The organism is Rhizobium sp. NLR22b, from assembly GCF_019685295.1.
Taxonomy (GTDB): domain Bacteria; phylum Pseudomonadota; class Alphaproteobacteria; order Rhizobiales; family Rhizobiaceae; genus Rhizobium.
Genome location: NZ_JABDWM010000018.1, coordinates 76069 through 91755, shown reverse-complemented (window position 1 = coordinate 91755; position 15687 = coordinate 76069). Strand labels below are relative to the sequence as shown.

Below are 15687 nucleotides of genomic sequence, written 5' to 3'. Positions count from 1 at the left end.
AGAACGCTCGATGGCTCTAAATGATCCGCGTGCCGATCAGGCTGGCAGCCACCCATATCGCGGACGTCACCGGCACGATGCGCTGAAGCGCTCAGGGCGAAACGCCGCCAGCAGCGGATGGCGGCGGCCCGTGGCGATCTCATCCGCCAACAGCTCGCCGGCAATCAGGCCAAGGGTGGCGCCGCTATGACTAAAGGCGACGAAGTAACCCGGGATCGAGGACAGCTCGCCGAAAACAGGCTCGCCATCGCCAGGAATAGGTTTCGGACCGACCCCATAATCTTCGATCTCAAGGACCGGATTGCCTTCGAGGACTTTCGACGCTTCCCGCATCAGTCCCTGCAGCGTCGATTGCCTGACATTGTAGCTGCCGTCGGGGTTGGCGCCTACCTCTTCCTCCGACCAGGCGGAATCGAGTGCGAAGCCGCCATTGGACATCGGTCGAATGGCAACACGCGGCGTGTTGAGCACGGCCTTCAGCGGGTGGCGGATCGGCTTTGTCCTGACGAGAAGGGCGACAGGCGTTGCATCCTCGATCTGTTGGCCGGCCTCCGCAACGATTGCGGGAACCTCGCTGCCTGCAGCGAGCAGCACGGCGTCGGCGTCGTGGCGCGTGCCGTCCGGTGTGACCACGCAGCTGGCACGCCCGTTGCTGACATCGACCGCCGCGCGTCCGGCATCCGTGATGATCTCGCCGCCCAGCGCCTGGAATTCTTCCGAAAGCCTACCAATCAGGGATGGAAGATCGACCCACCCCTCCCCCGGATTGAAGATAGCGCCTTGCGGCGTCACAGCGCTTGGGTCGACGCCGGGCGTTACCGCAGCGATCTTCTCCGGGGTGAGCCATTGTGCGTGATAGCCGAGGTCACGTTCATAGTCGAAGACTTCGGCGATCTCGTTGCTCGCGTCGTCCGCGTCCCAGGTCAGGCCGCCGTCGAAGCGCAACCACGGCGCATCGGGATATCGAGCAGCCAGCGTACGATAGCGGTCAATGCCTGCCAGACGCAGCCGGTGATAGGCATCGGAGCGCTTTCGCGCCGAGTTCAGCCAGGCGAGCGACCGGCCGGAAGCCCCGTTGGCAAGGGGGCCGTCATTGATGAGCATGGTATCAACCCCGAGCCGGGCCAGATGGAGCGCGGTCGAGACGCCGAAAATCCCGCCGCCGATGACAACGACCTTCGAAGGTTTGGTGGAAGCATTCATGTCGGGTACCCTGTTCCTGCTCTTGCTTGATCGAACCGAATTTGCACGCCTTACGGCTGGCGCCTCACAGAACTTCCGCAAGGAAGCGCTTCAGCCGTTCGCTTCGCGGATTGTCAAAGATCTGCTGCGGCGAGCCGGCTTCGACGATACGGCCCTCATCCATGAAGACCACCTGGTCGGCGACGCGGCGGGCAAACCCCATCTCATGCGTCACGACGGCCATCGTCATGCCCTGACGACCGAGCCTCGCCATCAGGTCGAGCACGCCCTTCACCAATTCAGGGTCAAGCGCGCTCGTCACCTCGTCAAACAGGATGATCTCCGGATCCATGGCCAATGCCCGCGCGATCGCGACGCGCTGCTGCTGCCCGCCGGAGAGGCCTGCCGGCCGGTGATCCCGGCGCGCGGCAAGACCGACATCGGCCAGGCGCGCCTCGGCGACGCGCCGCGCCTCCTGCCTCGGCATCTTCTTGATCTTCGTCAGTGCAAGCATGACGTTTTCGAAAGCGGTGTGGTCGGGAAAGAGGTTGAAGTGCTGGAACACCATGCCGACCCGACGACGGAGCTTTTCCGGCTTCATGGCCAGGATGCTTTCGCCGTCGAGCCGTATGTCGCCACCCTTCGGTTCGACGAGCCTGTTCATGCAACGCAGCAGCGTCGATTTTCCCGAGCCGGAAGGGCCGATGATGCAAGTGACGGTTCCGGCGGCGATATCGAGATCGACACCCTTGAGTACCTCGAGCTCTCCGTAAGCCATACTCACATCTCGGATTTCAAGCGTCCCGCCCTTGAAATGCTGATTATCGCAGCTCGCGACGCCGGTGATGGAGTGGGGGCCCACCGCCGCCGCAAGCTCGGTCACCTCGACCAATCCACTCCCGGGACCGGGACCCCGCCCCTGTTTTCCCAATCGCAGCCTCGCATCGATGTAATTGACGAAGTGGGTCAGCGGCACGGTGATCACGAGGTAGAAAACACCTGCCAGGAGCAGTGGCGACAGGTTGCCGGTTACGACCGCGTGGTCTTGCCCGACGCGGAAAATCTCCCGCTCTGAGGCGAGCAATCCGAGGAAATAAACAAGGCTCGAATCCTTGACGTTGCCGATGAACTGATTGACCAGCGCCGGCAGCACGCGCCGCACACCCTGCGGAATGACGATCAGGCGCATGCCTTGCCCATAGCTCATGCTGAGCGCCCGGCAGGCTTCCATCTGGCCGCGCTCGACGCTTTGGATGCCCGATCGAAAAATTTCGCCGATGTAGGCGCCGGCAATCAGGCTGAGCGCCAGTATTCCGAGCGGGAATGGCGACGGGCCGAAGATATCCCGTCCGATCCGGGCAAAGCCCTGGCCGATGATCAGGATCGTAACGATGGCCGGCAGCCCGCGAAATATATCGGTATAGATGCGCGCCGGCAGCCGCAGCCAGCGAGACTGAGAGATGCCCATCACGGCAAGAACCATGCCGATGACGACGCCGAGCACGGTCGATGCCGCGGCAAGGATCAGAGTATTTTTCAGGCCGACACTGATCATGCTCGGCAGCACGTCCCCCATCGCGCTCCAATCGAGGAAGCTGCGGCGCAGATTGTCTATCCAGTTCATCGTGATCCCCGTGAGGCCTTGTCGGGCATGCAGCCGCCGAGACTAGGCCGTCCGCCTCGGCGGACGGCTTGGCGCCTCATTTCTTCGGGAGATATTGGTCCGGCATCGGTGAGCCGGGGAACCACTTCTCATAGAGCGTCTTCCAGGTGCCGTCCTGCATCGCGTCGTGAAGGGCACTGTTCAGGGCCGTGCGGAAGGCGTCGTTTCCCTTCCTGATCACGAAGCCCGCCGGCGCATCGAAGGATGGAATGTTGACGGCGACCTTCAGCGCAGGATAGCGCTCGCCATATTGTTTGGCCGCCTCGTAGTCGAGGAAATGCGCATCGATCGTGCCGTTGTTGAGCGCGGCGACGGCGGAATTGTTGTCAGGAAATTTAACGAGATCGGTCTCACCGAAATTCTTGGCGGCGTAGACTTCCTGCAAGGTTCCCTGCACGACACCAAGCCGCTTGCCCTTCAGCCCGGCCGCGTCCTTGATGGCACCGTCCGACGTCAGCACAGAGAGATAACCGGCGAGATAGCCGTCGGAGAAGTCGACGGTCTTCTTGCGGGCTTCGGTGGTTCCGATCGCGGCGACGGCAACGTCGAACCGCTCGTTCGCCACCGATGGCAGGAGGGCGGAAAATTCCTGGCCGGTGAATGTCACCTTGTCTTTCTGAAAGCCGAGCCTAGACACGACGTTGAGAAACAGTTCGATGTCGAAACCGGTGAACTGGCCATCCGCGGTCGCAAATGTATAGGGCTTGGCATCGCCCATCGTGCCGACGCTGATAACGCCAGGCTCGATCAGATTGTAGGGATTGTCGGCCGCTGCTGCGAAACCCACTCCCATCGCCAGAAAGCAAGCCGTGAGGCCGGCTTGCAGAGGCGCAATGACTGCCGGAAGTGATTCAAAAAGTTTCATGTTCGTTCTCCGCTCCGGAAGGAATGCTCTTGTCGGCATTAGCTGTTTATCCGTTGCCGCCGTTCTGCGGCAACACTTTCCTGCAAGGAAACCGGTCTCTATCTAAAAGAGACCGGTCTCACAGCCATTTTGATAACTGTCAATTGACCGCCCGTCAATAACTCTTGTAGTGCTGCGGCATGGAAAATTCCGCTGGCCCGAAACGTTCAGTTACTGTCGCCGACGTCGCGAAGGCGGCACGGGTGTCGAAAGCGACGGCCGCCCGCGTGCTCGGCGGCTACGGTGTCGTTAGCGGTAAGATAAAGGATCAGGTCCTGGCGGCGGCGGCCGCACTCGAATACCGGCCGAACGAACTTGCGCGCAGCATGAGCACCGGCCGGTCCGGCATCATCGGGATCGTCGTCGGCGATATCGAAAACGCCTTCTTCAGTCTGGCGGTACGCGGCATCAGCGATGCGGCTCGGCTCGCCGGCTTCAACGTGATCATTTCCAATTCGGGCGAGAAGCTCGAAGCGGAGAAATCAGCCGTCGACCTCCTGATCGGCAAGCGTGTCGATGGCTTGATCGTGACGCCCGCTCGCTGCGACAGCGTCGACCATCTCCGGCACGTCGGCCGCGCCGGTATGCCGCTGGTCCTCTTCGACCGGAGCATCCCGGAACTCGATGTCGACGCCGTGACCGGCGATGATCGCGAGGCTGCCATCGCCGCCGCCCGGTTTATGGTCGAGGCAGGACACCGACATCTCGCTTACGTTTCGGCCATGGACGCCGAGGACGGCGGACCCACCGATGTCGCCCGCATATCGAATTCTGCCGTGCGTGAACGCGTGGAGGGCTTCGTGAGCGTCCTGACAGAGGCAGGCTTGCCCAACCCCCTTCACTATGTGCGGCTCGGCGCGACGGACCAACCGCAGACGGACGCCGTGATCAGACGCCTGCTCTCGGATTCATCACCGCCAACGGCAATCCTCGCATCAGACAGCCTGGTGGGGCTGCGCGTCTTCAAGTCGCTGCAATCACTCGGCCTCTCAATTCCCGACGACATCTCGATGATTTCCTTCCTGGATGCCGATTGGACAAGCGTTACCGTTCCCCCGATCACAGTCGTTGACCAGCGCGTATACGAGATGGGCAAACTCGCCGGCGAGCGGCTCGTCGCCCGCATCGAACAGATCCCCCTAGCCGTTGAACGGCTGCGGGTCAGCACGAGCCTCGTCATACGCAGCTCGGTCGCAAGGATTGGCCGGTGAGATGCGTCCTGAGCCGGATGTGAGCGACGTCCTAATCGAAAAGCTCACCATGGCCGATCTGCTCCCGCTTGCCCGGCACGTCGCTAATCACGGGATCTTCCGCAGGATCGGGATCTTTTTTATTGGCCTCGGTCAAAAACCGCGCCGCCTCAAGGAATGCGACCGAGATTTCTTCGGTTCCCCATCCGGCTTGATTGGCGGCTGCAATCAGCTCCTCCAAAGCGTCGCGCGCAGCAGCGCTCGCTTCTTCGAACCGCTGAGCGGGAGCCTCGGCTTTTGGCGGTGGAAAGGTCATCGGCGTTCCCTTCATGTCTGACTACCCAGGATGAACGCAGCTCCACTGAAATGGATGCACCACCAACACGATTTAGCGGTGGATGCTCGACTTTCTCGATCAGATGACCGTCCGCAAAAGAAACGGGGAACGCTCCAGCGGACGCTGGGCGAGGATCTTTAGCATCGCCGGACCCTGTATGCCGGTTGTCGTGCGCGAGCGGCCGTCGTGATAGATGACCGTCATAACATGACTGCGAATATCATAGCGTATCTGAGCGATCGTCCGGGTGTGAACCGGAAATACGAATTCGTCGGGCTCGGATATTTGCCCGGATGTTTCCAAAGTCATCGCGATGCCCCAACGATAACAGCGCCCCTGTTCCTCGTCCCCCGTTTCATGCACCCGGTGCCGGAAATCATAAGCGCTAAGCGGCCCAATCAAGCATATATTGCTTCCATGGTCGCGTGACATCGGCGTGACATGCAGTTACGCTTTAAAAATTCCTTGGAAAACAGTAATTTATGGAAAACGACAGGGAGCCTGTGAAGTCACGCAATCAGTGCAATGTCGTCTGCAGCGCATGGACACGAGCGGCCTGCGGCCAGCGTTCGCTCCTGCGCGCGAGCGACCGGACGGCCTCCTCCACCGCAAGAACCGCGTCCCTCAGCCGCTCGATCTCATAATCGAGTTCATATCGCTCGCCCTCAGCAAGATCATGCCTGTCAAGCAGCCGTCTCGCCGCTTCGATCAAGCGCTCCGCGCGCCGGACAATATCGAGAGCGCTTCGTATAAGGACGTCGAGCATGCATTTTCCCTCCTTGCCTGACAGAGAGTCGGGCAGAATCGGAATGCTGGCAATCCTAAAATCTTGTCAGATCCGCTCGCGCATCCTGTCGTAGAAATCCCTGAGATCTCGTAGGGCTGAGGACTCACGATGGCGTGGTGGGGAGAGCTGACGTGAGGCAAACGTCAACAAACCCGCGACAGCAGCCATGAGGGCAAACGTTGAGAGCGGATAATGCTTCACCAGAGCCTCGGTCTCGCGGACTGCGTTTCGGGCGCCGCCCTTCGCAGAACGCCCGGCACTGATGACCTGTTGCTGTAGCCTATCAACCTGTTGCCGCAGAGCGCCCAATTCAGTGCGCAAATCTTGCTCGGCCTGGCGGGGGACCCCGACAGAGGCGGTGTTGATATCAATGATCGCTTTCGGAACAGGCTCGCCGATCTTGGCTCCCTCGGTGTCGAGCGTCGTCCCAACATTGTTCTTACGGCGCGGCATGATCAGGTCTCCTTCCTAGTCGTCGTCGAGCGAAAAAACCGGTCGGTAGTGGCGCTGGGAAATCAGTAAGCTGCGGTCCGGCTGGATAATATAGATCTCCTCGACTTGCCGCCCCCATCGATCCGTGAAGCTGTGCGGGAACGATGAACCGACCGGCGATTTCGTCAGCTTTGTGCGCGGCTGCCCCTGATAGGTGATGCTGCCCGGAATAGGCTCAAGTCCCGCCGATGTGTAGCTGCCTGCGCTGGTGGTGCAACCCGTCAGCGCGATGGCCAGAACCAGCCCAAGCACAATGCTCCGCCTCATCGTATCCTCCGGCTGCTTCGGCATTCGCCTGTCGCACAAATAACAAGGCGAGGCAGACATTGTTCCAGTACTCGGTGGCGGCAGGCAGGAGTTCCTTTTTCGAACAGGAACAACCGTGCCATGGCGTAGTTCGACCGGCAAAGGAGATGCCATATGGACCATGAAGCACCGATCCGACCAAGGCTCCCGGCCAGGGCCCGCCATGCGTTTGTTCACCCGGGCCAGTACCGGACGTTCCAGGACAGCGGCAGGGGCCACCGTCCGAAAGACCATTCTGGATCATATCATGGCTGACGTCATCGAGGTCGATTTCCACCTGGTTTGGTAATATCCAGTTTTCATCCGCACCGCCGAGAGCGAGCAGCAGCGCATAGAAGGTCCGGACGCGGCACTCGACGTCCTGAATCATCGCTGGACCAACGTTCGGGGCGGCGGTTATTTCGAAGCGAAGCGGCGCTGCGTCGATGCGCTTCGCCGACGCGGAAGCGCCGAACTGGCGCGCCAACGTTTCATCCAGGCCGCCATTGCCGCGGGTGTCCTTGCCTGAGGCAAAGGAGGCTCGGCACGCCGCTCGAAATAGCTGGTCCGTGCGCTAACGCACCGAAGAAACAAGCCGCTTGGTATCAAACAGGACGGGCATTATCTTGATTAAGTGAAGGCGACAAGCGGCAATCGTGGTGGGCGTTCATGGCGATTTTCTACAGACCGATACTACCGCAGGATTTCAGATGCCTTTCGAAGGCTGTCATGAGCTGGTATCGCCATTTCGGCGTCTCGGTGAGCGAACACGACAGCCAGATCCTGTGCAGCGCCGCCATTCAGCTCTTCAATGACGGCAAGACCGATGTCGACGACCTCGCAGCAGGATTGATCGAGATGTTTCCCGCCCCGGATCTGCTCAAAATCAACGCTCCGACCTCGCAGTCGATCCACTAGCGCCTGCCAAACCCTTCGCTTCGGCAGGACCGGCCTCCCGTAAACGAGCGGTGACGCTGCTGACTCGAGCTGTGCCACCGCTCTCGGAACAGGGTGCGCTTTACCGCGTTTCTAACTTTCCAAGGGAGATGTACTATGGCCAAAACAAAGATTCCGAAGAAGATCGCAGGTTACAAGGTGCCGAAGGCTATCCGAAAGAATTCCATACTGAAAACATTACTGGCGAGCCCCACAGGCCGCGACATCTTGGGAAAGGCGTTGATCGCCGGCGCGGGCGCTGCCGCCGCCGTGCTGGTAGAGGATAGCGACGACATTGCCGGCGCCGCAAAATCGGGAACGCGCAAGGGCACCAAGACCCTTGGGCTGGTCGGACAGGCCTTTCATAGCGCAACAGATGCCGCGATCGATGTCGTGCGCGACGCCGCCAGTTCGGCGCTTCCGAAGAAGGTTCGGAAACAGGCGGAAGAAAACCCTCGGAAGGGCGTCGCCGTGCATTAGATGCGACGCCGCCCCCAAAGCATTCGAAGCGAAAGCTGGAATCTCTCTTGCGCAAACGCGCCGATAAAGGCGTCTTGTCTCAGGCCAAAGCGGCCGCGACGGCCAAGGCTCTCGGAAAGCTTGTGCGCAAACACCCTCTCATCGCGGCCGAGATTGCCTTGACGGGAACGGCCAGAGGCATTGCGGTCGCGGCCGAGGAAGTAAAGCACCGCATTCTACCTGATCACGATGTCGAGGAAACCGGCGACAAGGATTCCGGGGAAATCGACTGAGAACAGGATCTGAAGGAGCCGGCGAAGCGATCCTGAACGAAATGCGGGCAGTTATCATTTCGAGGCAATAAATCGAGGTGTATCCGCAGGCCTCCCTAAAAAGGGTGGCATCCTTCCCGATCAGTCCGCGCACCGATGAGACCGAGCGACACTACGGTGGCCTGGATATTTTGCCATCGAGGATAATATTCTGCCACTGTCTATTTCGACAGCTAGAGCTCGTCGCTGCGACGCTTGACCGCGTGTTTCACAGCCAGCAAATGTCGGCGCCGTTCGATCATGTAGTCAGCATAACCGACGCAGATGTAAAGCAATGTCGGGCCGGCGTAGATGAAGATGAGAGCCAGTGCAACAAGGATGAATGCGCTCGTCATGGTCTGTTTTCCGTCATGTTGATCATGTGAAGCGGTGGACCTCGTGCCATGGGCTCATCAGGTTCCACCGCCAGGTCTTTCCATCACTTCTCTCTTGCGTCGTGGGTGTGGTGGCGATCATGCTCGCCCCCGCCGCCGGAAACCTTGCTTCGCGTACGTCTATCCGGCTCGGCTGCCGGCTTCGGGATTTCAAGCGGCGCCTTGGCGTTTTCGTGGGATGCGCCTGGGCCGCCCTGGCGGATCGTTGGCGGGCTCTTCTGCGAGGTAGACATCGATGCCTCCTACCTGTCCTGCTGGTAACCCTGATGTGTAGTGTTGACTTTGGTGTTTCCTTGTTGACCCTTCTTCTCAGGGTTTTCGTTGCCGCTTGCGGTATCCTCCGCCTCGGTCCGCGCCGGCTTGCCGGCTCCCTTGTTGCTGACGTTTTTGGCGGGAATGGGGGGCAATCTGCTGCTCATCACCTTTTCCTCACTTAGGATTCCGATTGGAGCTGTGATCCGCGTATTGCTCAGTTTGGATCGTCTTGCCGTCGAGGCCGCGCTCCTTGGAATGCTGCGTCTTGTCGCGGTTCGAGAGGACCATGTTTTCGGGAAGCTGTTCCCGGTCGAGATCGGTCATCGCGCCGCCGCCGTCGCCCTTTCCCTTCGTGCCAGCACCAATATGTTTCCGGTCGGCATGTGCCATGATTTTCTCCTTCGGTTTATCGAGTCAAACACTCCAGGCCCGCCGAGGTTCCGGGCTCGAATTCAAATCGCCTGCCCGCGTCGAGCTGGTAAGGTGACGCATCCTATGACTTGTCCAGATGCCGGTGCAGTTCGTCCTTGGGAATGAAAATGTCGGTGCTGCCCGGCTCGTGATCAGGATGCGATACCTTCACATCGAGATCGTCAGGAAGCGACAATGCCTGCTTGGCGTTCATGATGCCCAACGGCACCCGGCCTTCCTCGGTCTCTACCGCGACCTCGACAAGTGGTTTTCTGGCTTTCATCTCGGCGATCCTTATCCCTGTCTATTCGAAATCCGCCTGCTCCCTGATCGTTCCCTCGCCGCGTGAATTCGTGGCCTTTCTTCCCGCATCGCCGCCGTAATGCGATGCAGCAGCGGGTTCGACGCCAGCCCCTCCAGCGAAACCGACAGCTTCGGTTTCCAGTTGGGGTAGCTGTCGCTCGTGCCGGGGATGTTGGTGGGGCTTTTCTCGTCGGTCAGGTCGGCAACCCGAACCGCGACGAGAAGCGACGGAGTACGGGCGATGAAGCGGTAGGCGCTGACGGTCAATTCCCTCAAGGTCTCCCGGCTCGCCCTTGCGTTGAGACGGGCCGGCACGTCGATGCCGGCAGCGCGGAGCGCCGTCTTCAGATTTCGTCGCTCGCGTCGGCGGTGCTGAAGATGTTTTGCCGTGAGATCGGGCGGCACGATACCATGGTCGCGGCGATCCTGGATGTCGGCGCTGCGCCACCAACCGGCAAGCGTCTGATGGTCGTGCGTCGAAATGCAGGCCAGGCCGAAAACGGGATAGGCATCCGGCGGCTTGAAGCCTTTCCCGTCCTGTTCATAGGAGAGAATGCGATACGAAAGGATCTGCGCCGCCGCGAGCTCGTCAGGCAAATCCGGCGGTATCACTCCCAGCGCTTCACCGATGACGAGGCATCGATGCTCAGCGGAGGTCTCGGCCAGGATCTGTAGAAGCCGATGCTGGGGGTAGCGGACATAGGCGCCGCCATCCGGCCTGCTGCCGAGCGGCACCAGAAAGAGGCGTCGGAGCGCCGGGGCGTGATCGATCCGGATCGCACCGGCATAGCGCATGGCGGCGCTTACCATGCGCCGGTAAGGAGAATTGTCTCCCGCAGCGATCGCGGACGGCAGATATCCGGCGAGATGCCAGTCCTGCCCCTCTACCGCGAATGGATCGGGAGGGCTGCCGATGGTCGCCTTCGAGATATAGACATCCGGCTCGCTCCACATCGCCGATCCGTCGACCGCCTCGCCCACGGCAAGATCGAGATAAAGCCCGATCCGCAGGCCGGCTTCGCGCGCCCGGTCCGCCGCCTGCAGCAACTGCCGGTGGGCGAGCCACTGCAACCACATATGAAAACGGACCTCCTCCGCATGCTCACGTGCGAATTCGGCGACGGCGGCGCTGTCGAAGCGCCGGAAATCGGCCGGCCATCCCTGCCAACCGGCGCCCCTCCCACGCTCCACCATGGAAAGCGAAAGGCATTCGAAAAGCGCGTGTCGCCGCAAGCTGTCGCCGCCCTGCGCGACGAAGACATCGAAATCGACGGGATTGTAGGTTTCATCGGCGGCATCCGCTTGCAGCCAGGCGCGCCAGCGATCCCGCAGAATTCCAAGCTTGACCCTCGCAACTCCGGCATAATCGACGAGGTCGCTTCCGCGAAGTCCCTCCAATTGCCGTTCGAGTTCGGCACTACTGACAAAACCCGGCAATCGGTCGACCGCGATATAGAGCGGGTTGAGATGCTGACGGCTTGAAGGTTCATAGGGGCTGCAGCGATCGGGATCGGCAAGAAATGGTGCGTGAAGCGGATTGAGGCCGATGAAATCAGCGCCAAGCTTTCCCGCCAGGTCGGCCACATCGGACAGATCCTCGAAATCTCCGATGCCCCAGTTGCGCACCGAACGGAGTTCGTAAAGCTGCAGGCTGATCCCCCAGACCCGCGTCTTGAGCAGGAAGTTCGGCAGAAATGACTTGGGAATTGTATCCTTCGCCGGCCCCGGCTCCTGCTCCCGCCGCGGTGCAACCGTCCCGCGATGGGTGGTTCCTGGCAGATCGACTTCCAAAGCCGAGAGTATCTTGCGTTTGGTGTCGGCGGAAATCGCCACCTCGCCGCCGTCGTCGGGACTGGGCCTGGTCAAGCTGATCCCGTATTGGCGGGCGAGCTTGTCGAGCTCGGCAGACTTCATCGTCCGATCGCCTTCATGCGATGCCCTCGCCTTTCGAGATGCGCCAGATCACCGTCCAGGGCGCCAGTTGACCTCCATCGCAGCTGCCGAGGCGGAAGATCGTTTCACCTTGGTCGCACCGCTTGGGAAGCCGCACCGCCTCGCTGCCGAGGTTGGCGTCGAGATGAAGGCGCCAATCGCCGGCCAGGGTCCAATCGACCGCAAGCGTCGCACCCGCCGAGTGATAGGCCGCGTTTCCGCCGCGGGCGCCCTTCAACAAGGGTACGATTCGTCCATGCCGGAGGCTGAGAAGCTCCCGGTAGAATTCGAGCATTTCCGAAGAGGCGCATTTCGACCAGTCGAGCTTGGCGGCCGCAAAGGTCGACGGAGCCGTTGGATCGAGAAGCTCGTCAGCGTCGAAACCCGGCAGACGCGAAAGCTCCTCTCGCCTGCCCTTCCTGACCTTCTCGTTCAGATCCTCGTCGAAGTCGCAGAAAAACGGAAAAGGCTCGCGCGCACCCCATTCCTCGCCCATGAACAGCATCGGTATCTGTGGTGCCAGCAGGTAGATCGACGTGACGGCCTTGACGGCATCGGTCGGGCTCGAAGCCATGATCCGGTCCCCCAGCGCCCGGTTACCGATCTGGTCATGGTTCTGGATAAAGGAGACGAAGGCGGTGGGCGGCAGGTGGCCGCTCGGCCTGCCTCGGCTTCCTCCACGATACGGCATGTGCTCGCCCTGGAACACGAATCCTTGCGTCAGCGCCCGACCGAGCTTGCCGGTGTCGCCGGCATAATCGGCATAGTAGCCGAAGGTTTCACCCGTGGCAGCAACATGCAGAACATGGTGGATATCGTCGTTCCATTGGGCCGTGAACAACCTCGCCTCGCCGTCTGCGTCACGTTCCAAAAGGTCGCTGTCATTCTCCTCGTTTTCCACGATCAGATGAACATGCCGGTCACCGGCCGCAGCCCTGAGGCGGCGGGCCAGCGCGTGAAGAAGATGCTCAGAACTGTCGTCCTTGATGGCGTGGACGGCGTCGAAGCGAAAACCGTCGAGCCTGAACTCGTTGATCCAATAGATGGCGTTCTCGATGAAGAATTCGCGGATCATCTCGGAGCCGTCGCCGTCGTAATTGATGCCGTGGCCCCAGGGCGTCCTGTGATGATCGGTAAAGAGCGGCGCGTAGGAGGGGATATAGTTCCCGTCGGGTCCGAAGTGGTTGTAGACCGCGTCGAGGAAAACCGAGATGCCACGCTGGTGCGCCGCATCCACCAGCGCCATGAGATCTTCCGGCCGGCCGCAACTGCTGTCGGGCGCATAGGGAAGCACACCGTCATAGCCCCAATTCCAGCGCCCCGGAAAGTCACTGAGCGGCATGATCTGCAGCGCCGTGACACCCAGCCCCCGCAGATGATCGAGACGCTCGATCGCGGCCTTGAAGGTTCCCTCTGGTGTGAAGCAGCCGATGTGCAGTTCGTAGATGACCATCTCCTCCCAGGGCCGGCCGGACCATTCGTGCGTCTTCCAGTGATAGGCGGAAAGGTCGACCACTTCGCTCGGACCATGCACATCTTGCGGCTGGAAGCGCGAGGCAGGATCGGGAATTTGAAGACCGTCCGGCAGGATAAAGCGATAGCGCGCACCGGGACCGGCGTCCGCGACCGTGCACCGATGCCAGCCATCTTCAGTCGCGTGCATCGGGCGCGGATCACAGCCTTCGATTTTCAACGACACGCTTTCATGCAGAGGAGCCCAAACACGAAACAGAATGCCATCTTGGGTGAACGCGGGGCCGAACATCGTTTTGGTCAAAGGAAAGCCTTCAGTGAAGTGAGACGGATTTGAGTAACTTTTGTCAGGGCAAAAAGTTTCGCCGGGCTGGGGTGCGCTGATCGAGGAAACCTGATCAGCGAGCAGCCTGAATCCGGATTGGCCGCTGCAGTGGCATTCCTGCTGGCGAAAGGTTCACGCAGCGCGAAAGACCACCCTCGGGTTCAGCTTGAAACGCGGTTGTGCTTCAACCTGCGGCTGGAATGAATGTGAGCCTTGAGGCAAAAGGTGAGATGCGAATCGCAAGCTATTTCAACAACTTCACAATCTTTCATTCATGCAGCACACCCTGGTTGTGCTGAGAGCGAAGCAAATAAAAGATGAAGCCGATCCACTTCAATTACGCCAGCTCCCCCGGCGGCGCCCCCATCATCACGCTGCCGCGACCTTGTCCCTCAGCGCCTCGTCCATGGCCGCTTGGAGTTGCTCTTGCGTGAACGGCTTCGCCATCCTGAGCATGCGGCCGAGCCCCTGATCCTCGGCAAGCTCGACATAACCTGAAGCGAGGATCACGGGCAGGTTGGGGAAGGCTGAACGAAGGTGGCGCGCGAGCTCGGCGCCGGTCATCCCCGGCATGGCATGATCGGTGATGACGAGATCACACTCCTGTCCGCCGGCGAGGAATTCCAGGGCCTGGGTAGCGGAAGCCGCCTCCCGCGGCAGATGTCCGAGATCCTCCAGCATTGCCACGGTTCCGGTCCTGACGAGCGCGTCGTCGTCGACGACGAGGATGGCAAGCGATCGCGAGACCGGCTTCAAGGGTTCCGCGGCCGCAGGCACGACCGCCGGCTCCTCCTTGGCAATGCTCTGCGCAACGGGCAGCCAGAGCGAGACAGTTGTGCCCTTCCCTCTTGTGCTCGAAATCTGGATGGAACCGCCCGATTGCGCCGCCAGGCCGTGCACCATCGATAGGCCAAGACCAGTGCCTTTGCCGATTCCTTTCGTGGTGAAGAATGGCTCGGCGGCGCGCAGGACCGTCGCCTCGTCCATCCCTTCGCCGTCATCCGAGACCGATATCCTGATGTAGTTTCCGCCTGCAAGACCGGCGGGCCGGTCTTGCTCCGCCGCCGCGGCGACCGTCACCGCACCGCCACTTTCAAGCGCATCCCGCGCATTGACGAAGAGATTTAGCAGGGCCAGTTCCAACTGGTTGCTGTCCACCAGAAGCGGCTCCAGATCCGCCGGTATGCGCTTTCGGATCTCGACGCGCGGTCCAACCGCCTTTGCGAGCAGATCCTCGACGTTTTCGAACAGCCGGAGGAAGTCGACCGCCTGTGGCTTCAGCTCCTGTCGGCGGGCGAAGGCGAGCAGACGCTGGGTGAGCGCCGTACCGCGTTCGGCCGCCTGGATGGCGTTCGTCACCAGGCGTTCGCTGCGCTCATCGGCCGGAAGCCGCTTCTTGAGCAGACTGAGGCTGCCGAGCACCGCCATGAGAAGATTATTGAAATCGTGCGCCACGCCGCCTGTCAGGTGGCCGATCGTATCGAGCTTCTGCGCCTCGAACAGCTGTGCCAGCGCCTCCTCGCGTTCGCGCGTCCTTTGGTCGATGCGGTGTTCGAGTTCCTCGTTCAGCTGACGCAATTGCGCGGCCGAGGCCTCGAGCTCGGCGGTGCGCTGGTGCACCCTGGCCTCCAGTTCGGCATTCAGGCGCTCGAGTTCCCGTGTCTTCCGGTAGAGATCGGCAAAGACTCTGACCTTTGCCCTCAGCACCTCGGGCACGATCGGGACCGAGACATAGTCGACGGCGCCGACCGCGTAGCCGCGCAGCCGGTCAGGTTCGGCCAGCATCACGGCCGAGACGAAGATGATCGGCGTGTTCTGATAGCGCGGGTGCTGACGGATCATTCCGACGAGTTCGAAACCGTCCTGCTCGGGCATGCAGACGTCGACGAGGATCACGGCGATCTCGGTGCGCAACAGGTGCTCGAATGCTTCGCGCGCCGACTGCGCCTTGATCAGGTTTTCCTCGAGCTCTTCGAGAATCACCTCATAGCTCAGAAGCTTTGCAGGCTGATCGTCGACGAGGAGGATATTGACGGGGCTCATGACC

At 60.9% G+C, this 15687-nt stretch carries 21 protein-coding genes; 5 read left to right on the top strand and 16 right to left on the bottom strand.

The window, feature by feature from the left end; all coding sequences use genetic code 11:
• Positions 1 to 66: 66 nt before the first annotated feature.
• The 3 genes from HJC00_RS25710 to HJC00_RS25700 all read right to left on the bottom strand — a co-directional run bounded on the left by HJC00_RS25710 (position 67) and on the right by HJC00_RS25700 (position 3710).
• Complete coding sequence (locus tag HJC00_RS25710; RefSeq protein WP_221164792.1) at positions 67 to 1203, bottom strand: FAD-binding oxidoreductase; 1137 nt, start codon at positions 1201 to 1203, stop codon at positions 67 to 69.
• A gap of 64 nt (positions 1204 to 1267) precedes the next feature.
• Positions 1268 to 2806, bottom strand: coding sequence for an amino acid ABC transporter permease/ATP-binding protein (locus HJC00_RS33050; protein ID WP_221164791.1), 1539 nt, complete (start codon positions 2804 to 2806; stop codon positions 1268 to 1270).
• A 76-nt stretch (positions 2807 to 2882) separates the two neighbouring features.
• Complete coding sequence (locus tag HJC00_RS25700; protein WP_210631859.1) at positions 2883 to 3710, bottom strand: ABC transporter substrate-binding protein; 828 nt, start codon at positions 3708 to 3710, stop codon at positions 2883 to 2885.
• 179 nt (positions 3711 to 3889) lie between these two features.
• Between HJC00_RS25700 and HJC00_RS25695 the strand changes: the two genes are divergently transcribed.
• The gene (locus HJC00_RS25695; RefSeq protein ID WP_210631858.1) at positions 3890 to 4960 is read left to right on the top strand and encodes a LacI family DNA-binding transcriptional regulator; all 1071 of its coding nucleotides are present in this window, start codon (positions 3890 to 3892) and stop codon (positions 4958 to 4960) included.
• A 31-nt stretch (positions 4961 to 4991) separates the two neighbouring features.
• Here the strand turns inward: HJC00_RS25695 and HJC00_RS25690 are convergent, their stop codons facing one another.
• The 5 genes from HJC00_RS25690 to HJC00_RS25670 all read right to left on the bottom strand — a co-directional run bounded on the left by HJC00_RS25690 (position 4992) and on the right by HJC00_RS25670 (position 6822).
• Positions 4992 to 5255 (bottom strand): hypothetical protein, encoded by a 264-nt coding sequence (locus tag HJC00_RS25690; RefSeq protein WP_221164807.1) that lies wholly within the window; start codon positions 5253 to 5255, stop codon positions 4992 to 4994.
• Positions 5256 to 5354: 99 nt separating this feature from the next.
• Positions 5355 to 5585: a hypothetical protein gene (locus HJC00_RS25685; RefSeq protein ID WP_210632201.1), complete on the bottom strand. Its 231-nt coding sequence runs from the start codon at positions 5583 to 5585 to the stop codon at positions 5355 to 5357.
• 208 nt (positions 5586 to 5793) lie between these two features.
• Positions 5794 to 6042 carry a hypothetical protein gene (locus HJC00_RS25680; RefSeq protein ID WP_210631857.1) on the bottom strand — a complete coding sequence of 83 codons (249 nt, stop codon included), beginning with the start codon at positions 6040 to 6042 and terminating at the stop codon, positions 5794 to 5796.
• A gap of 66 nt (positions 6043 to 6108) precedes the next feature.
• Positions 6109 to 6516 (bottom strand): hypothetical protein, encoded by a 408-nt coding sequence (locus tag HJC00_RS25675; RefSeq protein ID WP_221102841.1) that lies wholly within the window; start codon positions 6514 to 6516, stop codon positions 6109 to 6111.
• A gap of 15 nt (positions 6517 to 6531) precedes the next feature.
• Positions 6532 to 6822, bottom strand: a complete 291-nt coding sequence (locus HJC00_RS25670) for a hypothetical protein (protein ID WP_221164790.1) — start codon at positions 6820 to 6822, stop codon at positions 6532 to 6534.
• A gap of 340 nt (positions 6823 to 7162) precedes the next feature.
• Here HJC00_RS25670 and HJC00_RS25665 point away from each other — a divergent pair, with 340 nt between their 5' ends.
• The 4 genes from HJC00_RS25665 to HJC00_RS25650 all read left to right on the top strand — a co-directional run bounded on the left by HJC00_RS25665 (position 7163) and on the right by HJC00_RS25650 (position 8528).
• The gene (locus tag HJC00_RS25665) at positions 7163 to 7369 is read left to right on the top strand and encodes a DUF982 domain-containing protein (RefSeq protein ID WP_311044193.1); all 207 of its coding nucleotides are present in this window, start codon (positions 7163 to 7165) and stop codon (positions 7367 to 7369) included.
• A 200-nt stretch (positions 7370 to 7569) separates the two neighbouring features.
• Entirely contained in the window at positions 7570 to 7758 is a 189-nt protein-coding gene (locus HJC00_RS25660) for a hypothetical protein (protein ID WP_184491010.1), read from the top strand.
• A 135-nt stretch (positions 7759 to 7893) separates the two neighbouring features.
• A complete protein-coding gene (locus tag HJC00_RS25655) occupies positions 7894 to 8256 on the top strand; it encodes a hypothetical protein (protein WP_221164789.1) in 363 nt (120 codons plus the stop codon).
• A 47-nt stretch (positions 8257 to 8303) separates the two neighbouring features.
• The gene (locus HJC00_RS25650; RefSeq protein WP_221164788.1) at positions 8304 to 8528 is read left to right on the top strand and encodes a hypothetical protein; all 225 of its coding nucleotides are present in this window, start codon (positions 8304 to 8306) and stop codon (positions 8526 to 8528) included.
• A gap of 212 nt (positions 8529 to 8740) precedes the next feature.
• Here HJC00_RS25650 and HJC00_RS25645 read toward each other — a convergent pair whose 3' ends face one another.
• The 8 genes from HJC00_RS25645 to HJC00_RS25610 form a co-directional block, all read right to left on the bottom strand.
• Positions 8741 to 8902 (bottom strand): hypothetical protein, encoded by a 162-nt coding sequence (locus HJC00_RS25645; protein WP_221164787.1) that lies wholly within the window; start codon positions 8900 to 8902, stop codon positions 8741 to 8743.
• A gap of 83 nt (positions 8903 to 8985) precedes the next feature.
• Entirely contained in the window at positions 8986 to 9174 is a 189-nt protein-coding gene (locus HJC00_RS25640) for a hypothetical protein (protein WP_221164786.1), read from the bottom strand.
• A 9-nt stretch (positions 9175 to 9183) separates the two neighbouring features.
• The gene (locus HJC00_RS25635) at positions 9184 to 9360 is read right to left on the bottom strand and encodes a hypothetical protein (protein ID WP_210631848.1); all 177 of its coding nucleotides are present in this window, start codon (positions 9358 to 9360) and stop codon (positions 9184 to 9186) included.
• Between the two features lie 10 nt (positions 9361 to 9370).
• Positions 9371 to 9586: a hypothetical protein gene (locus tag HJC00_RS25630; protein WP_210631847.1), complete on the bottom strand. Its 216-nt coding sequence runs from the start codon at positions 9584 to 9586 to the stop codon at positions 9371 to 9373.
• A 103-nt stretch (positions 9587 to 9689) separates the two neighbouring features.
• Positions 9690 to 9890: a hypothetical protein gene (locus tag HJC00_RS25625; protein ID WP_210631846.1), complete on the bottom strand. Its 201-nt coding sequence runs from the start codon at positions 9888 to 9890 to the stop codon at positions 9690 to 9692.
• Between the two features lie 11 nt (positions 9891 to 9901).
• Positions 9902 to 11824 (bottom strand): 4-alpha-glucanotransferase, encoded by a 1923-nt coding sequence (gene malQ, locus HJC00_RS25620; RefSeq protein WP_221164785.1) that lies wholly within the window; start codon positions 11822 to 11824, stop codon positions 9902 to 9904.
• 13 nt (positions 11825 to 11837) lie between these two features.
• A complete protein-coding gene (gene treZ, locus HJC00_RS25615; RefSeq protein WP_221164784.1) occupies positions 11838 to 13619 on the bottom strand; it encodes a malto-oligosyltrehalose trehalohydrolase in 1782 nt (593 codons plus the stop codon).
• A gap of 390 nt (positions 13620 to 14009) precedes the next feature.
• The gene (locus HJC00_RS25610) at positions 14010 to 15683 is read right to left on the bottom strand and encodes a response regulator (RefSeq protein ID WP_221147393.1); all 1674 of its coding nucleotides are present in this window, start codon (positions 15681 to 15683) and stop codon (positions 14010 to 14012) included.
• Between the last annotated feature and the right edge of the window lie 4 nt (positions 15684 to 15687).